Source organism: Roseibium sp. (assembly GCF_965216085.1).
Lineage (GTDB): Bacteria > Pseudomonadota > Alphaproteobacteria > Rhizobiales > Stappiaceae > Roseibium.
Map to the genome: position 1 here is coordinate 4,297,582 of NZ_OZ244138.1, position 21,667 is coordinate 4,319,248.

The 21,667-nt window shown below is 52.0% G+C and carries 16 protein-coding genes and 1 pseudogene; 3 read left to right on the top strand and 14 right to left on the bottom strand.

Features of this window, described 5'->3' with window-relative positions; genetic code table 11:
- Positions 1-98 precede the first annotated feature (98 nt).
- On the bottom strand, positions 99-1,463 hold the full coding sequence (locus tag ACOOFE_RS20250; RefSeq protein ID WP_420411738.1) for a putative bifunctional diguanylate cyclase/phosphodiesterase: 1,365 nt from the start codon (positions 1,461-1,463) through the stop codon (positions 99-101).
- The gene (locus ACOOFE_RS20255; RefSeq protein ID WP_420411739.1) at positions 1,464-2,648 is read right to left on the bottom strand and encodes a PAS domain-containing protein; all 1,185 of its coding nucleotides are present in this window, start codon (positions 2,646-2,648) and stop codon (positions 1,464-1,466) included.
- 619 nt (positions 2,649-3,267) lie between these two features.
- Between ACOOFE_RS20255 and ACOOFE_RS20260 the strand changes: the two genes are divergently transcribed.
- Positions 3,268-5,703: a methyl-accepting chemotaxis protein gene (locus ACOOFE_RS20260; RefSeq protein ID WP_420411740.1), complete on the top strand. Its 2,436-nt coding sequence runs from the start codon at positions 3,268-3,270 to the stop codon at positions 5,701-5,703.
- Positions 5,704-6,180: 477 nt separating this feature from the next.
- Here ACOOFE_RS20260 and ACOOFE_RS20265 read toward each other — a convergent pair whose 3' ends face one another.
- The 12 genes from ACOOFE_RS20265 to ACOOFE_RS20320 form a co-directional block, all read right to left on the bottom strand.
- A complete protein-coding gene (locus tag ACOOFE_RS20265; protein WP_420411741.1) occupies positions 6,181-6,768 on the bottom strand; it encodes an ATP-binding protein in 588 nt (195 codons plus the stop codon).
- 21 nt (positions 6,769-6,789) lie between these two features.
- On the bottom strand, positions 6,790-7,998 hold the full coding sequence (locus ACOOFE_RS20270) for a PP2C family protein-serine/threonine phosphatase (protein WP_420411742.1): 1,209 nt from the start codon (positions 7,996-7,998) through the stop codon (positions 6,790-6,792).
- A complete protein-coding gene (locus ACOOFE_RS20275; RefSeq protein WP_420411743.1) occupies positions 7,999-8,310 on the bottom strand; it encodes an STAS domain-containing protein in 312 nt (103 codons plus the stop codon). It lies immediately after the preceding gene.
- A gap of 98 nt (positions 8,311-8,408) precedes the next feature.
- Positions 8,409-9,572, bottom strand: coding sequence for a methyl-accepting chemotaxis protein (locus ACOOFE_RS20280; protein ID WP_420411744.1), 1,164 nt, complete (start codon positions 9,570-9,572; stop codon positions 8,409-8,411).
- Positions 9,573-9,658: 86 nt separating this feature from the next.
- On the bottom strand, positions 9,659-10,729 hold the full coding sequence (locus ACOOFE_RS20285; protein ID WP_420411745.1) for a protein-glutamate methylesterase/protein-glutamine glutaminase: 1,071 nt from the start codon (positions 10,727-10,729) through the stop codon (positions 9,659-9,661).
- A gap of 14 nt (positions 10,730-10,743) precedes the next feature.
- The gene (locus ACOOFE_RS20290; RefSeq protein WP_420411746.1) at positions 10,744-11,385 is read right to left on the bottom strand and encodes a chemoreceptor glutamine deamidase CheD; all 642 of its coding nucleotides are present in this window, start codon (positions 11,383-11,385) and stop codon (positions 10,744-10,746) included.
- The gene (locus tag ACOOFE_RS20295; RefSeq protein ID WP_420411747.1) at positions 11,385-12,239 is read right to left on the bottom strand and encodes a CheR family methyltransferase; all 855 of its coding nucleotides are present in this window, start codon (positions 12,237-12,239) and stop codon (positions 11,385-11,387) included. Before ACOOFE_RS20295 ends, ACOOFE_RS20290 begins: the two co-directional genes overlap by 1 nt.
- Before the next feature lie 75 nt (positions 12,240-12,314).
- Positions 12,315-15,491, bottom strand: coding sequence for a methyl-accepting chemotaxis protein (locus ACOOFE_RS20300; RefSeq protein ID WP_420411748.1), 3,177 nt, complete (start codon positions 15,489-15,491; stop codon positions 12,315-12,317).
- 31 nt (positions 15,492-15,522) lie between these two features.
- On the bottom strand, positions 15,523-16,044 hold the full coding sequence (locus tag ACOOFE_RS20305; protein WP_420411749.1) for a chemotaxis protein CheW: 522 nt from the start codon (positions 16,042-16,044) through the stop codon (positions 15,523-15,525).
- Positions 16,045-16,064: 20 nt separating this feature from the next.
- Positions 16,065-18,287 carry a chemotaxis protein CheA gene (locus ACOOFE_RS20310; RefSeq protein WP_420411750.1) on the bottom strand — a complete coding sequence of 741 codons (2,223 nt, stop codon included), beginning with the start codon at positions 18,285-18,287 and terminating at the stop codon, positions 16,065-16,067.
- 19 nt (positions 18,288-18,306) lie between these two features.
- Complete coding sequence (locus ACOOFE_RS20315) at positions 18,307-18,675, bottom strand: response regulator (RefSeq protein WP_141188017.1); 369 nt, start codon at positions 18,673-18,675, stop codon at positions 18,307-18,309.
- The gene (locus ACOOFE_RS20320) at positions 18,675-18,968 is read right to left on the bottom strand and encodes an STAS domain-containing protein (protein WP_420411751.1); all 294 of its coding nucleotides are present in this window, start codon (positions 18,966-18,968) and stop codon (positions 18,675-18,677) included. Before ACOOFE_RS20320 ends, ACOOFE_RS20315 begins: the two co-directional genes overlap by 1 nt.
- A gap of 317 nt (positions 18,969-19,285) precedes the next feature.
- Here ACOOFE_RS20320 and ACOOFE_RS20325 point away from each other — a divergent pair.
- Together ACOOFE_RS20325 and ACOOFE_RS20330 are read left to right on the top strand one after the other, a co-directional pair.
- A pseudogene (locus ACOOFE_RS20325) lies at positions 19,286-19,540 on the top strand (hypothetical protein); the annotation flags it as partial.
- A gap of 132 nt (positions 19,541-19,672) precedes the next feature.
- A complete protein-coding gene (locus tag ACOOFE_RS20330; protein ID WP_420415611.1) occupies positions 19,673-21,667 on the top strand; it encodes an ATP-binding protein in 1,995 nt (664 codons plus the stop codon).

Sequence of the window (21,667 nt, forward strand, 5' to 3'; positions counted from 1 at the left end):
CTGCGGAAACGCGTTTCCCCAGTGGGCCAAATACAAAAAGGTTTAGCAGAAAACTTACGGCTGGCGGCAAAATGCCATCGCCGCCTCTGACCGGAGTGTCAAACTTGCCCCACCGCAATGGCATCTTTCGCAAATAGTGGGTAGGCCTCGGAAATGATTTGATTAAACTCAGTTTCGGGCATTGGCCGGTAAAACTGATACCCTTGCCCATAGTTGCAGCCGGCAACGGTCAAAAGGCGACGCTGATGCTCTGTCTCAATTCCTTCAGCCGTGCAATCCAGCCCCAGGTTCTGGCAAAGATTCAAGATGGTATAGACCAAAGCGGCACAGGTCTGATCACGCTCCATCGGCATGACAAAGGCCCGGTCAATCTTCAACTTGTCGAAACTGAAGTGATGCAGATAACTTAGAGACGAATAGCCGGTTCCAAAGTCGTCCAATGCGATCCGGACTCCGTGTTTTTTGAATTCCAGGAGTTCTGCGAGCGCTGCTGATTCCTTGTCCATCAGGACATTCTCAGTCACCTCCAACTCCAAGCGCTTCGCATCCAGGTCATGTTCTCTCAGGCACTCCAAAACCTGATTCAAGAACTCACCGGTACCCAGTTGCTTTGGCGACACATTCACCGACACTGTCATGTGATCCGGCCAGCCAGCTGCCGCTCTAATTGAGGCCCATAGAACCTGGCTGCCGATCTCCCGGATCATGCCTACATCTTCGGCCAGCGGAACAAAAGTCGCTGGCGTAACAAAACTTCCATCATCTTTACGCCAGCGAACGAGGGCTTCCGCGCCACTAAGCTCTCCGCTTCCTAGATCGATGACCGGCTGAAAATGGGTTTCCAGTTTTTCTTCCCCAATGACGGTGGCAAGTTCTGCCTGAAGGCGTCTCATACCCCGCAATTCAGCCGCAATGATATTGTCAAAAACCTTGTATTGATTGAGATTTTCGGACTTGGCCTTGTACATGGCCGCATCTGCATTCACCAACACCTCTTCTGCTGAACTACCGGGTTCAATCGGAGCAATGCCAATCGCAGCACCTGATTGCAGGTTGAGATCCCCAATACACATGGGGCGTGCGAACTGTTTTGAGAGCCGGCGAGCCAAATATTCCACGGACCCGGGTTGAGGCGACTTAATGATGACAGCGAACTCATCTCCGCCCAGCCGGGCGGCGAAATCTTCTGCCCGGCAGGTCTGCTTCAGAACATGCGCTGTTTCCTGCAGAACCCTGTCGCCAATGTGATGGCCATATGTATCATTGAGGCTTTTGAAGTTGTTCAAATCCACCAAAATTAGGGAAAATCCACGACTGCCGTAGGACGCGCCGCGCACAACCCTGTCAAGGATCTTGTTGAACGCCAGCCGATTGCCAAGGCCAGTCAGGGCGTCTGTTTCGGCCGCACTCATAATTCTGGCTTCTGCCGCTGCGTTCTCTGTGATGTCCTCGACTGTTTCCACTCAGCCACCGTTTGGTTTTGGGGTCAAAGTGTAAACAACGACACGCCCGGTCTGCAGCTTTGCCTTGGTTCGGATCACTTTACCGGCTTGCATGATTTTCTGGACACGCGCGGCACCGCTCTCAGGATCACCGGCGAAATTTCCGTTCGCCTTATGTTGCGCCAATAGGATTTCAAACGAGGTGCCAAAGGCCAAATCTTCATCTGAAAGTCCAAGTATTTCGGACACGCGGCGGTTGGCGTAGAAAAGTGTACCGTCCCCACCGAACACGGACACTCCCTGCTTCATGGATGAGAAAGTGATCTCGAGCTCTTGGGACCGCTCCCGCGCTTCATGCTCCCGCCGTTTCAGGTCATCGTTCAACCGGACCTCTTTGGTGATGTCCCAATTGACGCCTATGACTTCTGTGGGTTGGCCCTCAGTTGCCGGAAGAAATTTCCCGTGTGCCTGAACCCACTTTTGGGTGCCGTCTTTCAGGACGATCCGGAAACGATACTCAAAAGGCGAGTTGGTTTCCCGCGCAACGTCCAGTGCGTGACTGGCAAGATCCAGGTCATGTTCATACACCCGGCCAGCCCAGTCCGAATAGGTCCCCTTGAACTCCTCTGGTGCGCATCCATAAAGCTCGTACATTGCGGGATCCCACTGCAGCCGGTCCGTGGCGAAATCATAACGCCAAACCGCGATTTTCGCAGAAGCCCGAGCCAAATCCGAAGTGAACAATGCACGCGTGGTCTCATCATAGCCGGTCAGTGTTTTCCTGATCTGTTCGCTCACCAACCCAAGGACCAGGATTCCTGCAACATTGCCCAACAAAAAGACGTACCAAGCCTTGCTCAGGATCGAAAAACCAAACGCCCAACCCTGATCAACAAAGAAAAGAGGCATGACGCAAATCGTCGCAATAGCCGAGAGCCCAAGGAAATCGAATACACCCGGTCTGCGTTTCAAGAGTGTGTCAAAAAGGTAACCGGCAAAGACGCCCACTAAAGCATAGACCAGCGGGCTCAAGGAACCGCCAATGACAACCGGCCCTCCGACATGAAAGCGGGCTGCTCCCGCGATAGCTGCACAGATAACGCCGCCAATGGGACCAGCATAAAATCCGGCTAAAACGGCCGGCGCCGCACGAGTGTCAAAGGTCGCCCCTCCAGGTGCCTGAACAGGAAACTCTACAACCACCATACTCAGGACACCGAAACATACGCCGATGATTATCTTATGCCGCTTGGAAAACTCAGACCTTCCATTGTTCATCGCAATGAAATGTAAAACCAAAGCCCCGAGAGACAACAAACCCAAATTTGTGACAATTCCGACAAGCACCGGCTCGCCTCCACCAAGGATTTTAAATACGCGCTATAGTAGGGGTAAATGAGAGTTACATATTTATTTACAGACACAACCATTAATATACGTAAAAACCCGTACCTTGACGTAAATTGACGCAGAGTAATTTTATTTAATTACATTGAACAATGTAAATTTTCGCAAAAAAACTATTTCAAGCTTTGCAATCTAGAAAATTCCACCATTGATTTATAGGTACTTTTTCATGAAACACGCTGTGGTTTCCCAAGTTAGGAATTCGGAAATAATAAATCACTTTCGCCGAATCGGAGCGAACCACCCCAACGAAATACCCACCAAGTATTAACGCTATGCAATATTACCACTATTATAAATTACAATTATACAATTCACATTCTTTGAAACAATCGAAATCAAATCTCAAATAATTAAGCAATATTTCAAATTCTGACCCTAGGGTAATTCAAGCAAATCCCCGACAGAAGGTCAGCACATGTTTTCAGGTCTCCGTTTGTCAAAAAAAATTCCCGCGCTGGTCGTCGGTGCAGCCGCAATCGTCGGTGTCGGCATAGGGGTTTCGAGCTATGTCACGTCTGTCTATAGCCTCGAAGAACTAACTAAGGAACGGCTTCTAGCAGCAGCCACCACGGGCGCAGACGAAATTCACGCGTATCTGGAAACAATTGAACACCAGCTGGTTCTGGTGGCCGAGCATCCGGGAACTGTCACTGCTGTTCGTGATTTCACGAAGATCTGGAACGAATTGAAACAATCCGGCAACGACCCGGTTGCCAGCCTCCAGGCAACCTACATCACCGACAACCCGCATCCGACGGGCGAAAAAGAAAAGCTTTATGACGCCGGCACCGGCAGCGGCTACGATGCGGCCCATGCAAAATACCATCCCTGGTTCCACAAATTGCAGAAGGATGAGGGATATTATGATGTTTTCCTGTTCGATACAGAAGGCAATCTAGTTTACTCCGTCTTCAAGGAACTGGATTACGCCACGAATTTCAAAGCCGGCGGCGGAAAATGGGCTGCTACAGACCTCGGCACCGTCTACCGGGAAGCTTTGAAGATTACAGAACACAGCGCAGTCGCCTTCACCGATTTCAAGCCCTATGGGCCAAGCCATGATGCCCCGGCCAGCTTCATGGCCCATCCGGTCGTTGAGAATGACGGCACCATAGTTGGTGTGCTTGCCTTCCAAATGCCGGTCAACCGGATCAACGAGTTAATGCGCCATGACCTTGGGCTTGGTGAAAGCGGAGAACTTGCCCTTGTCGGAGAAGACCGGCTGATGCGCAATGACACCAATTACACTCCAGACGTCGACGACATCCTGACGACCGAATTGAATGACCCTGTTATCGACAAAGCCTTTACCGATGGCGAAGCCTTCGGGTACGGCGAGCTTCATCGCGGCGAACTTCTGGACATCGAGGCGATCAAGTTCGATTATCAAGGCTATCACTTCGCACTGTTGGCAATTCAGTCCTATAAAGAAGCGACAGCTCCGACCATTGCCCTGCGCAACCGGATGTTGACCATCGGCCTCCTTCTGCTCTGCATCGTGGCCGCCGCCGGCTATTTCGCCGCGCGCGCGATCACCCGCCCGATCAAGGACATCGTCCGCTCCATGAATCAGCTGGCAACCGGTGACACCAAAGTCGAGATCCTCGGCGAGGACCGCACCGATGAGATTGGAGACATGGCTCAAGCTGTTACCATCTTCAAGGACAACGCCGTTCAACGCGAGTTCCTTGAAGTCCGCGCCCAATCGGACCTGGATAAGGAACGCCAGCGCCAAGTCTTGCTGGATACTTTGATCCAGAACTTCAAGTCCTCCATGTCAGACCGGCTCGGGATGGTCGGAGAACAGATGGAGATGATGCGCGGTGCTGCAGCAACCCTAGATGAACTGGCCAACAACGCGCGCTCTGAATCCGACACCGCTGGATCTGCATCAAAGAGTGCCTCAGAGAACGTCTCAGCGGTTGCGGCTGCAACCGAACAAATGACCGCGACAGTTCAGGAAATTGCCAATCAAACCGAAGCGACCAGTCAAATCGTCACGGAAACAGTCGAAGCGGCCGAAGTCACAAACAGCAATGTCCGGACCTTGTCAGAGGCGGCAGAACATATTGGCAGTGTTGTCAATCTAATTCGCGATATCGCAGAACAGACCAATCTGCTGGCTCTCAATGCAACGATAGAGGCAGCCCGTGCAGGTGAAGCCGGACGTGGATTTGCTGTTGTTGCCTCCGAAGTTAAAGAGCTCGCCGAACAGACTTCTAAAGCCACTGACGAGATATCCGGACAAATCACCGGAATTCAGGGTTCCGTTCGCGATGCAGCTTCTGCGATTGAAGGCATCACGGAAAAAGTTTCCACAATCAAGGACCTGACTACATCGGTTGCCGGCGCCATCGAAGAGCAAAGAGCAGCAAACCAAGAGATCGCCCGGTCCGCCAAATCCGCTGCAGACAGCACTCAGGACGCCGCAAGCCGAATGGAATTCGTGTCGAGTGCAGTGATGGAAACATCCGGTGAGGCAAGCTCGGTCAACACGGCCTCAATGTTCATTTCCCAGAGCAGCGATGCCCTTAGTCAGGATGTGGCAGACTTCTTGGAGGGAGTTTCCAAAGATGTGGAAGACCGCAGACGCGCAACTCGCAAACCGGTCTCAACAGGTGTGAACATTAGTTTAGAAGACGGTGGCTCGCGCACCGTCCAACTGGCGGACATCAGCGTCACAGGCGCGCATATCCTGGACACCTCGGACATCAAGATGGGCATAGGAATCGTGCTCAACTTTGAAAACGGTATTCAGCTAAAGGGAACTGTAGTCCGCGAAACCGGAGCCGGATACGGAATCGAGTTTGCGGAACCCCTTCCGGAAGAACACGAGCTGATTGCGGCCTAACGATCAAAGCGTTTTCTTTCAAATTCTGCCATTTTGAAGACTGCATTTTGCCCCTCGGCAAGAAGCACTTACGGTGCGTCGAGCAAATAGCACTACGAGGCGGACGAACCGAATGCACTCACCCGCAGGGCTGGACTCTTTCGTCCGCAGACAGCATTGGTTCCAACTTATCGGAAGCAACACCAGTGTGCTAAAGCCGGCTTGTTGTAAAACAAACCTGCACCGGTCATATGGTTTTAACTGATCGAAAAATACCCTAGCCGCATCCCCGGCTGAAACACCAAACGACAGCGTTATAAGAGGCATCGCTCAGACGTTATCGGAATATAGTCACTGAGGGGCGCCGTAAACAATCCGCACCCATGTAAAGTTAAATTGGCGCTGGTTGTTTTCACTAAACAACTTTTCGGGATTTGCTCCGATTCAGGGATTCGCACGGCACCTGTTAGCCGAAAGGGCCTCCGCCTCTACTCGGCCCTACTCTTTCGGAAACTGCATTCGCCCTTCGACAACATTGCCATTTCCTTCGTATCTCAAGGAATCGAAACACATTTGCAACGCCATCTGGATCCCGCGGCCATTGGGCCGGTCCGGCGAAGGGTCGAAAGATAGCATCCTCAGATGGTCAAACCCCTCCCCTTGGTCAACCACACGAATCGTGACTTCTGCTGCCCGGGCACAAAAATGAACCCTCACACAACGATCGCAATATGGTTCTTCTAACTGGCGCCGGTCTATCTCTTCCATCAATCGCCCATTGAGCATCAACCTGGCTTTTTCGTCCATGTCGATCCCAAGGTTGCCATGCTCTACCGCATTGGAGAAAAGTTCCCAGAAGCCGAGTGAAGCCCGCGCCGGATCTGGTGTGTTAAGCGCGAGCATACTGGATAGTTTTTCTGCTTCAGCATGGGTCTTGAATTCAAAACACCCCTCCAGCAAACGTCCAAATGACGAGTGATGGGCCGCGACATACTCGCGAATTTCATCCCCGGAGAGATAGGCATCAATTGCCTTCGCAAGCGACGGTCCCGCCGAGATGCTTTCTTGTTTGGGTTTTGGGGTCATAAAATAACCTACTGAAAAGTGTTATGGACAGTAATTCAGACAAACAAGCGTCAGATCATCGTCAGGACCGCTGGCGGAGTTCGACAAAAGATGACTGACAACATCCTCCACCAAACGGTCCGGCTCCAGAACCTCAGACGCCGAGATCAGCGCGCATAACGTGTCGGGACTGAAGATAGAGAGCGGAGGCTCAGGCGTTTCTATCAGGGCATCGCTGTACATGAGCAGGAATGACCCTGGCTTGAAATCAATGCCAAGAGCCTCATAATCGCCATCCTCAACAAGCCCCAATGGGAGGCCTGCGGTCTTCAGAAGTTGCAAATTCCGGTCTGTGCTTTGATCCCCAACCACAACCGGGGGGGCACTTGCTGAAGCGTAACTGAGGGTTTCTTTTGAAAAATCGATGAGGCCGCAAAACATCGTGGCAAACTGACCCCGCGGCAATTGTGTATACAGAAACGTGTTTGCCATACCCAACAAGTGGTTTGGACTTGCACATTTTGGCGCTGCGTTGTTCAAAAACGTCTGAAATCGAAATGTATTCAAAGCCGCGCCAACCCCATGTCCGGAAAAGTCTACCAGACAAACCATCAGCCTTTCAGGACCCAGTTGGTGGATGCTCCAAAGATCCCCCCCCAAACCTATTGACGCTCGATAAAAACTTCCGAATCTGACCGGATATTTGGCCTGCACCTGTTCCTGCACCGCAACACCTGGAAGGATGGCTTCCTGCATTTGGCGAGCTTGAACCAGCTCCTGCGCCATACGGTCATGGTATTCGAAAAGACGTTTGATGAGACGCCGCCGGTCTAAATGAACCCGCAATCGTCCGACCAGTTCAAGATGATCAACCGGTTTGGAGATAAGATCGGAAGCGCCCGCGGAAAAAGCCCCATTCCGGTCCTCCGGTTTAGTGAGGCCAGTCATAAACAAGACAGGCACATCTGGCATCTCGGTGCCGGCTCGAATCTGCCGGCAAAGCTCGTAGCCATCCATAACCGGCATCTGTATGTCCGTCAGGATCAAATCCGGGCGCCAAGCATGCGCAACATGGAGCGCTTCCTCTCCGTTTGCAGCAACTTGTATGTTGTTAAAACCATGAACTTCGAGGTACTTCCGGATCACTGACAACATAACCGCGCTGTCATCAACAAGCAGGATACGTGATGTTGTTAGAGGCTCAATCGCCACACCCTCTTCTGCCATCAATGCAGATGCAGGATCCGTCACCTAACAGGCCTCCCGGATATCCAATATCTTGTCGAATTTCCCGAGTTCCAGAAGCGACTTAACATGGCCGGACGCTCCCTCGATTGCGAGATCCCATCCATTCTGCTTGCCTTGCTCATGAGCGACCACAAACATTCCAAGTCCGGAGGAATCGATCGAAACAAGTTTTTCCAGGTTGAACACGCATTTCCTGGTTCCAAGCTGCGTTATCTCGTCCAGCATCTTTCGAAAGGCAGTGTGATCTGAAAAGGTCAAACGGCCGCCCAATGCAACATAAGTTGCTGTATCGGAAGGCGTGATACTGGCATCCATCTTTAGTGCTCCCTGTGCTTCGGCCCTAGGGTTTGGACCCATAAATGAAATGAAATCGGCGGTGTCATTGGCCACAGAGTGAACATCTGCTCGTTGGCTTAGAACAACTCGATGTCATCATCACCGTAATCATCCCCAGCCTCTTCAGCGGCTGCGGCACTCTCGGAAACAGGCAACTTCACCACGTCCGCACTCTCCGCTTTCATAGCTGCTTCGGGATACCACATCTGCTGAAACCGGATGCTGAGCTCGTTCAGACTAAAGCTCTGTATTATATTTGTTTTCATGACGTCTTCAGGGGGCCGGTCCTGCCAGGGAACCGCCACTGCATCGATCGCCTGTGATCTCAACTTCTCGTTTTCCTGGTTAATGACCTGAAGCGCGCCATTCACATTCTGCAAGACCTGTTTACAACGGTCATGAAACTGCAAACTGACAACTGTGCCTGAGATATCCTGGGTAATTTCCTGCGTGGTTCCTGCAGTCGATTGGAGAACTTCTGAAATCTGCTCGTTTTGCAGCACAAGCTGGTCAATAATTTTCGCAAAGCCCGCATTCACTTCAAGTTTTTCCTCAGAAATCTCCATGGTGGCGATTTCCTCGACTAACCCTTGCGCACCCTGAACACCGTCCGAAATGGATGTAATTTGCGTCTTCAAGCTGGTTGCCAGCGTGTCAACAGATTTGGCTAGTTCGCGCACTTCGTTTGCCACGACCGCAAAGCCCTTTCCGGCTTCACCAGCACGCGCGGCTTCGATTTTCGCATTCAACGCCAAAAGATTGGTTTGACTGTTGATCCTCTCAATACCCGCGACACTTTCTTCAACTTTTTCTAACTCAAGGGTAATGTCTTGCAGCCGGTAGACCATCTTCATGCCGCGCGAAGACAACTGCAGGATCTTTTCAATTAGATCGGAGAGTATGTCTTTTAGACTGCCCGCCAGTTCAGGCAACTTGCGCGGCACACCGTCAACTTCAACGGATTCAGCCAAACCGGCAAGGTTCTGAATCGTGGCAAATTGTTCTTCGGATTTTTCTGCAATGTTGTGAAAACGATCAGTGACGGCTTCGATGTTTTCATCAAGTATAGAATTTGTGCGGTCTATTTCCGCCATCAAACCATCGAGGGCCTGCCGCTGAGACACACTCAACCCTAAATAATCGGCTAGAAGGTCCTGAGCGCGGGAAGACTCGCTATCAGATGCCACGAGCTCCGCATTGTTAAAACCAACAGTATTTCCGTCTGCGGAATGGCTTTTCATAAAATATCCCCTTGCAACCCCTCCACTTATACCAAGCTTAGGTTGAGATTTTGTATATTGAAAACCTCCCCAATACGATTCCTCACTTAAACTCTGATTGCCCCACCTTTTTCTTTTACACAAATATCTAATATTTTTCCCGCAATCTTACCTAGAGGCAATTGAGTTTCCACTCCCCCCGCTTCAAAGGCAACTTTCGGCATTCCGTAGACCACCGATGTGCCTTCGTCCTGACCAAGTGTTTTTGCGCCCGCGGTGCGCATTTGAAGAAGTCCTTGAGCACCGTCTTTTCCCATGCCAGTCAATATTATGCCGATTGCATTTTTTCCGGCAGCATTCGCAACTGAATGCAATAGGACGTCCACGGAGGGGCAATGCCCTGTCACTCTATCTTGTCCGCCGACCGAGCACACATAGTTGGCCCCGCTGCGCGAAATACGAAGATGTTGATCGCCTGGGGCCAGATAAACATGACCAGGAAGAATGCGGGCCCCGTTTGTTGCCTCGACAACGTTTACTGCACATATCCCGTTGAGCCGCCGGGCAAAAGTTGATGTGAAGGAAGCGGGCATATGCTGTGTGACAACCACGGCCGGGCTTGCTGCCGGTAAAGAAGCAAGTACCTCTGTCAAGGCTTCAACACCCCCGGTTGAAGCACCAATGGCAACGATCATCTCCGTGGATGAAAATCCCGCGGCGGGGGTTAGCGTACTGGCCGGCCGGACCTTAGGAGCCTGTTTCACCCGAACCCTAGCAGTCGCTGCAGCCTTTACTTTCTCCGCAAGCTCCTTGCCCTTTTCTGCAAGGCCATGCTGTAGGTCCTGTGTTGGTTTGGCAACATAATCTACAGCCCCCATTTCCAGGGCTTGCAGTGTCGCATCGGCCCCTTGCTGCGTGAGTGAGGACACCATGACAACGGGCATCGGCCGCAACGCCATCAATCGCCTTAGAAATTCGAGGCCATCCATTCGCGGCATTTCTATATCCAGAGTAATGACATCCGGATTCAGCTGTTTGATTTTCTCACGAGCGACATATGGATCCTGTGCGGTTCCAATAACCTCAATTCCGGGGTCTGCCGATAACAACTCGGTCAGCAGCTGACGAATGAGCGCAGAGTCATCAACAATGAGAACGCGTGCGGGATTTGTAGACATTTTCGTGTGCCTCCTCAGCTGAACAACTCAACATCACCGGATTCGACGGGGGTTTCATTGAGGTGCGATTTATAGGTGCGTTCAGTTTGCACCACTTTGCGATCCGCGCTGTCTTTCAGAAACAGTCGCTGTACCCGCCCCGTCGTGGGGTCGTAATGAATGCGCCTGCCGTGTTCGCCACCGAGGTCTCTCGCAACGATCCGCAACCCCTCGCGCTTTAGGTAAGATAGCGCAAACTCCGCGTTTTTCTGTCCGACCATTGTTATCCCCTGATACAAAGTCGCCCCGCCAAACAGCTTGATCTCCAAATCTGATCGCGAGCATCCTGATGCCAAAACATCATTGATCAACGCTTCCATCGCGTGATTGCCGTATCGCAGGGCAGCTGTCACACCGTTCCATTCATGCCCTTCACTTTCAGGAAGCATAAAATGGTTCATTCCACCGAAACCGGTATGCGGATTGCGAATACAAGCTGCAACGCAGGAACCAAGCACAGTGATAATGATCTCATTCGATGCTCCAGTAGTATATGAGACACCCGGCAATACGCGCACGGCGTATTTTTGCAACTTAACATTGAATGTGCGGACAATTTCAGGGCTTGCTGGTTTCGGCGTTCCGGCCAGAGCCAGAGATGTACCGGCAGCCCCCACTATTCGGTTCTCCTGTAAATTGTCCGGCCCATTAGCTGGAAAATGTGCTGACTATCAAGAAGGGTTTCGGAGTGGCCGATATAGAGCCATCCTCCGGGTTTGAGCATTTCGGAGTAACGGCGGATCAACTTCGATTTGGTCGGCTCATCGAAATAGATCATGACGTTTCGGCAAAATATGGCATCAAAAGGCCCCTTCATCGGCCACGCCCCCAGAAGGTTTAACTGCTTGAACGTTATCAGATTTCTTAGCTGGTCTGATGCAGTGACGAATTGCTTGTCAGCACTCAGACTGAAATATCGCTTCCGCAGACTAGCCGGAATGGTTTCCAAATCACTGGCTGAATACTTACCCGATTTACCACGGGCCACCATCGACGTGTCGAGATCCGTCGCCAGGATACGCGCGTCCCACGATCCAAGCCTCGGAAAGGCCGCTGAAAGCGACATGGCGATCGAATAGGGCTCCTCCCCGGAAGAACAGCCTGCCGACCAGATTCGCAGCCGGTTGTTTCCGGTCTTGTGTGCTTCTTCCTGAACCTGCTGAAAGACCACTTCCTTCAAGTGATCGAAATGGTGGGATTCACGGAAGAAACGGGTCAGATTGGTCGTGATCGCATTGATCAGCGTCCCCAGCTCGTCATCCCCGCCAGGGTCTTGAAGAAGACGGCAATACTCCCTGAACGAAGACAGCTCCAATTCCCGTAAACGTCGCGCGAGACGGGAATAGACCATATTCATTTTGTGGTCTTTCAGTACAATTCCGGTTTGCTCGTGAACGAGCGACGCCAAGTACTTGAAATCCTTAAATGAGAATGGAAACTCTCTTTGTTCGGCGACATCAATTGACGCCATGACTCTCCCACCTGATTAACAATCTGTGCAGCAGACCAAGCCGCTGCACAACTTCTAGAAGATCACTCGAGTGACTTAGAATTCTTTCCAATCGTCATCCGCGTCAAAGGCCGTTTCAATATTTGACTGCATGGCCGCCACGGCTCCTCCGCCACCGCCAGAGGCCACCCGGGCTGCAGGCATTGCCACTGGCTGAGGCCTTGTTTGCCGCACCGGTGCTGCAGCTGCTGTTGAAGCCGCATCAACCGAGAAGTAGGACATACGCTGGTGCATACCTTCGGCCTGCTCTTGTAACATCCGGCAGGCGGCTGCATTTTCTTCAACAAGCGCAGAGTTTTGCTGGGTCATCTCGTCCATCTGGCTGATGGCCTTATTGATTTCCTCAACACCTGTTGCCTGCTCAGTGCTCGCCGCTGCGATTTCCGAGACGATGTCGGTAACCCGTTTGACTGAGTCGACAATTTCCGTCAGCGAGCTGCCCGCATTGTTGACCAGATCAACACCATCTTTCACCTGCGATCCGCTTTCGATGATCAGCTGTTTGATATCTTTCGCGGCCTCAGATGATCGCTGCGCCAGAGACCGAACCTCGGATGCGACAACCGCAAACCCTTTACCCGCGTCTCCTGCTCTGGCCGCTTCCACGGCCGCATTCAGCGCTAAAAGGTTTGTCTGAAAGGCAATCTCGTCGATCACGCCAATGATGTCGGAAATCTTCTGGGATGAATCCTCGATCGCAGACATTGCGGTAACCGCTTTACCAACGACTTCTCCGCCGTCCGATGCCACGCTGCGAGCATTGATCGCCAATTGATTGGCCTGCTGTGCATTGTCCGCGTTCTGCTTGATGGTCGAAGCAATTTCTTCCATAGAAGCAGCGGTCTCTTCCAGATTGGACGCTTGCTGCTCTGTCCGCTGCGACAAATCGTTTGTGCCAGTGGTAATTTCGGCCGATGCGTTGGTAACCTCATTTGCACCGACAACCACTTCCGTAACAATCTCGCCAAGGCGCGAAGCCGTGTCATTGAGCTTGTTCTTAAGATCCTCGAAGCTGCCGCTGTATGTCTTGGTGATGCGGCTGTTCAAGTCGCCCTCAGCAAGCGCTCCGAGGTTAACACTGACATCATCCAAGGCCGAGCCGGTTGTATCGCAAAGGCGGTTCATCGCTTCCGCCAAGCTGAGCATGAACCCAGACTTGCCTTCTAACGGCACACGCTCTGCGAAGTTGCCGTTCACCACCGCGTTGACAACGGAGTTAATCTCGTTTTCGACCGCCCGTTCTTGAGTGACGTCTTTCCACTCAACAACCGATCCCAAACGGTTTCCTTCAGCATCGAGGACCGGATTTGCAATCAAATCAAAGACACGACCGGCGACGTTGATGCTTGTCTCATAAGTGGACGAAAGCCGCTCAAGCATTCCCCTCTGATGCGCCGGGTTCTTGTGGAAGACATCAATGTTGGACCCGACCAATTTGTTGACGTCAAACTGAGACAATTCCTTGCGCAGATCGGCTTCAGCATTCTGCATCATCGACGTCACACTGTCGTTCATATAGACGATGTTGAAGTCGTTATCCGCCACCATGACGTTTGTTGAGCAGTTGTCCAGCGCAACACGTATCCGCATGTTGTCTTGGAAGGCCGTTTTGGCTTCACGCTCAAGAGCCACTGCTTTGGTCTTGTCGGTCCATTCAACAACAGTACCCAGCCGTTTCCCCTGATCATCCACAACAGGGGTCGCAATAAGATCAAAGATACGATTACCAATCGTAAGGGTTGTCTCAAACGGCGACGTCAGGGCCTCCAGCATCCCCCGTTGGTGAGCCGGATTTTTATGGAACTGATCCATGTTGGCTCCCATCAGTTTTTTCGCATCAAACTGCGGCAACGCTTCGCGAAGATCAGCTTCAGCGTCGTTCATCATTTCTGAGAGGGATTCGTTCATATAAACAATGTCATAGTCATTGTCGGCGACCATCACGTTGGTCGTACAATTGTCAAGCGCCACACGAATTCGCATGTTCTCGCGCGCGCCTTGATCTGCTTTCTGCAGTTCGTCGCGGAGCCTTTCGAGACTGTTGGCCATCTCTCCGATTTCGCCACCGCTCTCGGTATCCGTTACCGTGACATCCAGCTCCCCGTCAGCAACCTTGCCGATCTGTTCACTCAAACGGATGAGTGGACCGGAAATACCGCGACCGATGACAATCGCCAGACCGGCTCCAATCGCAAGGCCGACAACCAATAGGCCGACCATCAAGAAGATCATGTTCTCCAAAGCAGCATAGGCGTGATTTGCCTCATAAATCAGCTTCTCAGCCTGTTGCTGTTTGAAACCACCAGCCCGCTCACCATCGGCACCAACCTCACCATCGATGAAATCAAGGATCTGGTTCTGCAACGGAATGACTTCTTCGCTGACGCGAAACGCAGCCATGTTCCAGGATGGGGCCTCCCTTAGTGCAAACAATTCACCGGGAACCGGTTCGAAGTCGTCATAGGCGCTTTCAAATTTTGAAAATGCGCTTGCTTGGGAAATGCTCAAAATCCTGGATTGGTTGCGTAGCGACCCCAAACGATCATCCAGAATGGCCCAGCGCTTCTCGAATGCTGCTTTCGCAGCCACATCTCCGGAAATCAGATACAAACGCAGATTAGCGACTGAGTTGGCCAGGTTTCCACGAACATCGGCCATGGTCTTTAGCAAGGCTTTGCGTTCAGGTGTCGCGCTGAGCTTCTGCTCGTCGTCAATCATTGCCGTAATCTGCGAAAACAACTCGTCGGCTAGCGGCGTCGCCTTTTCACTCAGCATCTTGAGTGCCGGAAACGCTTCCGGTGTCCCGATCACTGTCTTGATTTGACGCTGTGCCGCAGTGAATTCCTCAAACGTGGCTTCAAGTTCTGTCCATCGCTGCAGATTGTCAGCGGATAGCATTTCGGCCTTCTTGTGAAACTTTTCCAGATGGTGTTCCAGGCCAGTCAAAGCGGCGTCATGCTCGTCCCGTGTTTCATCACTCGGATCCAGGATGAGGCCACGTAGCGCGGATACAGTTCCCTGAACATCCTCAGAAAGCTGCGCACTGGAAAGGGTAACTGGTGCCCTGACCTGCGCAATATCCCCAACGTCATGTTCAATCGTCTTGCTTTGCACAATGGAGAAAACAACCGCAACAGGCAGCAACAATCCTACAGCACCAAAACCCAATGCCAGGCGCTTGTTAATGCTCAAATTCGAAAGCTTAATGGACATTGTCCAATCCCCCTATTCGCCACCCACCCAATCAGGCAGCGACCTCTGTGCTCGACCCAAAATCCCCACGCTGAAACAACTTCTCGAGCGATAAAAGAACGACCATGTTTTCTTCCACTGGGATGATGCCGGAAAGAAACTCAGCCGCAGCGATACGATCCATGTCCGGGACAGGACGGATCTGATCTTCGTTCACGGTCAAAATGTCGGAGACAGCATCGACGAGCAGTCCCATGGTGCGCTCTTTAACTGTGACGATAATGACTACGTGAAAAGGTGTTGTCTCGGTGCGCCCCAGGCCGAACCGGCACCGCAGATCGAAGGTGGGTACAATCGTACCACGCAGGTTCAGCACCCCGAGATTGTAGTCCGGCTGATTGGGCAAAGGTGCTGTTTGAGTCCACCCCTTAATTTCCCGAACAGCCATTATGTCGATGGCGAATTCCTCATCACCGACCCGGAAGCTGATAAACTGATGCAACTCCCCTTGGTGTACCGGCGCGGCATCCCCCGCCGCATCATTCATGGGGACATTGCTTGCCTGTTCGCTCATCCTTTTTCCCCCGTGTATTGTCACACTGTTGCCGGCGATTGAGAGCCGTCCGCTTTAGTCATCGGTACTGCCGGAGAAGACGGCGATGCGCCGAGGTCTTCCGATAGTTTTGTCCGAGCTGCCACCAACTCCCGATGCGCAGGAACCTGCAGCATCTTCAACTGTTCAATGTCGAGGATCAGTGCGACCCGTCCATTGCCCAGAATTGTGGCGCCCGACACCCCGGGCACCGGATCAAAATTCTCCTGGATACTTTTGATCACAACCTGCTGCTGACCGATCAGCTCATCAATCAGCAAGGCAACCTTGCCGCCATTTGCGGTCTCCGTGACGACCACCAACCCTTTGCATGGGTCACTAATGGCATCGGGTACATTAAACAGCTGATGGATACGGATCAGGCGAATGTATTCGCCGCGCATGGCAACCACTTCACCACCACCTGCCAACGCACGGAACTGCTCTGTGGTTGGCCTGAAACTTTCTACGATACTTGTTAGTGGCAAGATGTAAGTCTCGGCACCCAATGCAACCAGCATTCCGTCCAGAACGGCAAGCGTCAGAGGAATGGTAAGCGTAAATCGAGTCCCCTTGCCGTAAGAAGACTGCACCGAAATACGGCCACCGAGATTGTTGATATTCCGGCGGACAACATCCATCCCGACACCACGTCCAGAGACATCGGTGACAGATTGCGCCGTTGAAAAACCGGGTGCAAAAATAAGGTCGTCGATCTCTTCGTCTGACAGCTTTGCGTCTGACGGGACAATCCCCTTCTCGACCGCCTTCTTGAGCAGAGTTTCCCGGTTGATCCCTTGCCCGTTGTCGGTCACTTGAATGATGATGTTGCCACCAGCGTGACGGGCGGAGAGCTTGATCGTCCCCAGAGGTTTCTTGCCGTTTTCTGTCCGCACGTCCGGATCTTCAATCCCATGATCAATCGCATTGCGGATCATGTGCGTGAGCGGATCGGCCAGTTCCTCGATAACCGTCTTGTCGACTTCGGTTTGCTCTCCCTCCGTGATCAGGCGAACCTGTTTCCCCAGCTTGCCGGAAACTTCCCTGACCAGCCGTGGCATGCGGGCGAACACCGATTTAACTGGCTGCATTCGGATCGCCATGACGCATTCTTGAAGCTCACGAATGACACGGGCCATCTCCTCGTGACCCTGAAGGCTCATCCCAGTTGTGCCCGGCCGACCGTCACTGGCTTGCTGGGCTTGCATGGATTGCATAATCACCAGCTCTCCAACGACATTCACCAGCCGGTCGACACGTTCCAAGTCCACCCGAATTGATGACATGCCGCCTTGAGCAGAAGCTTGTTTGGACCCTGCTTCTGCTGGAGCCTTTGGAGCAGAACTAGACTGTTGTGGAATTGCAGCGGGTTCGACAGGCGCCAGCGTTTCCGGTTTCTGTAGCACCTCTGCCTCTTGCCCGCTCTGTTCCTGAACCGGCGTAGTTTCAACATCTGCGTCAACCGCTTCAGCTTGCGCCACAACAGTGATCTTCAAATCACAGTCGTCTTCGACGAATTCAAAGACCTCTCGGATTTCCGCCTCACCATGATCGGTGGCAAGCAGAATTGACCAAGAGAGATAGGAATCTTCCGGCTCCAGTGACGTCAGGTTCGGTAACCGGGAATAGTCGCATGTCACCACCGCATCGCCTAACCGCTTCAACTCGCGGATCAACAAAAGCGGGTCATTTCCATGGCGAAACAGCACAGAATGCGGACGAAACTCGATTGAGAATGTCTGGCGTGACCCAGAACCTCCCGATTGGTCGGGCGCTGCTTCCTGATGCGCGTTTGTTTCGGCGTTGCCGCCACTTTCAATTTCGGAAAGGATCTGATCGAGATCCGCTCGAACGTCCGCACCGTAGCTGGCATCCAGAGCCACCTCCCCCTGCGCGGCCTCAACCATAGCGGCGAGGATGTCGCCAGCCCGGATCAGAACATCTACTACATGTTTGGTTTGCGAAATTGCGCCATCACGCAGATGGTCCAGTAAAGCTTCATATCTATGTGCGAATTCGACCAGTTGCATGAAACCAAATGCACCGGCCCCGGCCTTTATGGAATGAACCGCACGAAAGATGGCATTCAGAGCCTCACTGTCGGCCACCTCTTCCTGCATGAGTGCAAGTCGCTCATCCAGATCTGCAAGCAACTCGGTACATTCTTCAAAGAACGTCCTCTTGAATTGCGCAAGTTCGTCATTGCCGAAAGATTGGCCAGACATGAAACCTTATCCGTGAGTTTTAGGGGCAGACTTTGTTGACAACCTGAACGAGTTTGTCCGGCGTGAAAGGCTTGACGATCCAGCCGGTAGCTCCGGCAGCTTTGCCATCAGCCTTCTTGGCGTCGCCTCCCTCGGTGGTCAGGACGAGAATGGGGACAGCACGGTGGCTACCGCCCCCACCCCGGACCCGTTTTACGAGCGTTACGCCATCCATATTCGGCATGTTGATGTCTGTAATAATGAGGTCGACCTTGTCCTTCTCAAGGACAGACAGAGCCTGAACACCGTCTTCTGCTTCGACGACATCAAAACCAGCACCTTTCAACGTGAAGCGAACCATGTCTCGCATGGTTTTTGAATCATCTACTGTCAGGACGCGCTTACTCATCAATCTTTGCTCCACTGTTCCATCTGATCGGAGAGGCCCAAATCTTCGAAGACTTGCTGGAAACTTTCGGTTTGGCTGATAACCTCGAATTGCTGTCCATCACTTCCAGCTTGCAGTGCAGCAGCAACCAGCACCTGAGCGGCAGGCGTACCGATCTGATCAACTTCGCCGGCGTCTATTTGCAAGTTGGAGTTTTCCAACTGCGCAGCCCGCAAATCTTCGGCCAATTGCTGGACGCGAGAGAAATCAACACAACTCGGAAGCTGGAATGGACTGTTCGCGTCGCTTGTCATCAGGATCACCGATTTAGTAATTTTTACCACTGAAAGAAAATCAGTGTAATTAATTCTAGACTTACTCTACGTAATAATAGAATGCTCGCCTATTACCATATGGTTAACTCAATCAGAATAAATGTAATCACATGACCACAACCGCATGCAAAATCTCGATTATTTAATATTTTGGAAAATTAAATTTATTATCCTGACTTCGCGCTACTAATGCGTGCGTAAAATCCAAAAGTGACACGATCTGGTAGAATCACTTGATGCCTCACAAAGAATTGCAGTTGCCAAACACACTGGATAACGCTGCGGGCCCCGACGTTATGGAGCATCCGGCCGCGTTGATCAGCGCCCTTTCCGAACCCGATGCGCTAATCTATTGGTGGGTGGATATCGCATATCGGACAGTGAAGTATTCGCAGTGTTTCTGCCGACAAATTGGTGTACAGCGCGACACTTTAAAGACAGAGCCTAATGCTTGGCAGCCTTATGTTCATCCGCAAAACCTTGAAGAACTTAACAACGCTCTTAAAAGTCTTCGAAAAGACTGCTTTGAGGAAAAAACACTACAAATCCGGTTTTGGGGCCCCGGAGGCGAGTGGCAATGGTTCAAAACTCGAATAAAGAAGGTGCAAAATCCTGCAAAACACGACAGGCCCTTCGGACTGATCCTTTTTCAGGACATCACTGCCGAAAAGCGAGCCGAGATTATGCTGAAGGATCAAAGCTCTCAACTTGCCCATGCTTTGAATAACGCAGGGCAAGCCGTCTGGGACCGGGATTTCAGAACCGGCACAACCTTTTACTCTCGGGCTTGGTCTGAAATGTTGGGGTATCGGCCCGAGTACATCACCGACGATCCGAATATGTGGCAGACACTGATGCACCCGGATGACCTGCCAGGTGTACTTGCCGCAGACCGAGCCCATCTTAACGGTCAGACGGAAAGTTTTCGGCAGGAATTTCGAATGCGCCACAAAGACGGCCATTGGGTATGGATCTTGGATCGGGCGCAGGTGGTGGAACGGGATGGCCAGGGAAACCCTCTCCGAATGATCGGCACCCATGCGGACATCACTCAGCGGGTTGAAACCCATGCGGCCTTGGAAGCGTCTCAGAAAAAAGCCGAACAGGCAGCCCAGGCAAAGTCTGATTTTTTGTCCAACATGAGCCACGAGCTCCGCACCCCCTTAACCAGCATTCTCGGTGTTTCGGATTTACTCTTGGAAGAGTTGCGCGGGATTCTGGCGGATCAATACATTTCCGCCCTCACCATGCAAAAGGAAGCAGGATCCGGATTGCTGGCCATTGTAAATGACATCCTTGACTTTACTAAAATCGAAGCCGGCGATCTGCCGATCGAAAATACACCCTTTTGTTTGCCAGAGCAGGTCGCGACCGTCCTGGACTTGGTTGAAAAAATCGCGGAAAACAAAGGCGTTTCGGTTCACCTCAAGATCGCAGACAGTAGTCCGGATCATGTCACCGGAGACCCTTTTCGAACCCGGCAAGTCCTCATCAATCTCGTGTCAAATGCGATCAAATTCACGCCGTCCGGAGGACTGGTTACTGTCAGTATCCGGCAAAAGCCGGAAGGTATAGTCGAGTTTCAGGTCGCGGACACCGGGATCGGGATCGCACCGGATGTCATTCCGAACTTGTTTAAGCGGTTTACACAGGCAGACACATCCACCACACGCCAATACGGCGGCTCGGGCCTTGGCCTTGCCATATCCCACCGGCTCGTCGAACTGATGGGCGGCCACATCGATGTCGAAAGTACCCCAAATGAAGGGTCAGTGTTTACGTTTGAAATCCCCCTAGCAGTGGCAGAACCTGCAACAGCGCCATCGCAAGATACTGTTCCAACCATACCTTGTGAGGAAAAGCTTGACGGTATTCGCGTCCTTCTTGCCGAAGACAATGAGGTCAACCAGGCTCTGATAAAATCACGCCTTGAAAAATCGGGGGCTACGGTTCACGCCGTGTCCAACGGGTTGGCTGCGGTTGACGCAGCTACGAACGAAACGTTTGATGTCATCCTAATGGATATCCAGATGCCCATCATGGATGGAATGGAGGCTAGTCAAGCCATCAAGCAGGACGCAGTTCAACCAGATTGTCCCATCCTGGCGCTGACGGCGAATGTCTATGCCCAAAAGAAAGCCACAAAAGATGGCATTCCAATAGATGCCTGGCTCACCAAGCCAGTGGACTGGTCTTTACTGATCTCTTCAATCGCCAAACTTCGCGGCAGTGGACAGCATGATGAAACACCAAATGCGACCGGCAATGACTCGATAAATCGCGAAAAACAAACTGAAGAAAACGGGTCAGCTTCTTTGACACAGGAGACCGAAGCCGACAATAACCCGCAATTGAAAGAGATGCTGGATCTGGTTGGCGCTGAAGAAACCTTGCGCCTGGCTAAAGTCTTCGAGGAAGAATTGAAAACCCGCCTGGAAGTTGTTCAGGCGGAACGCGAGAACCCTGCAGAACTCTCTCGACAGGTTCATGCACTTGCTTCTGCTGCATACTCGTTCGGCTTCATCGCACTCTCGGATTGTTGCCGTAAGATCATGGCCTTGTGCGAAAACACAGATCCTGATCTAGCCTCAGCCCTTGATGAATTCGACGCCCTAGCTTCGCAAACGTTGTTTTCCATTAGTCAGATATCAAATCGACTAAGTACAGCACAGCGATGA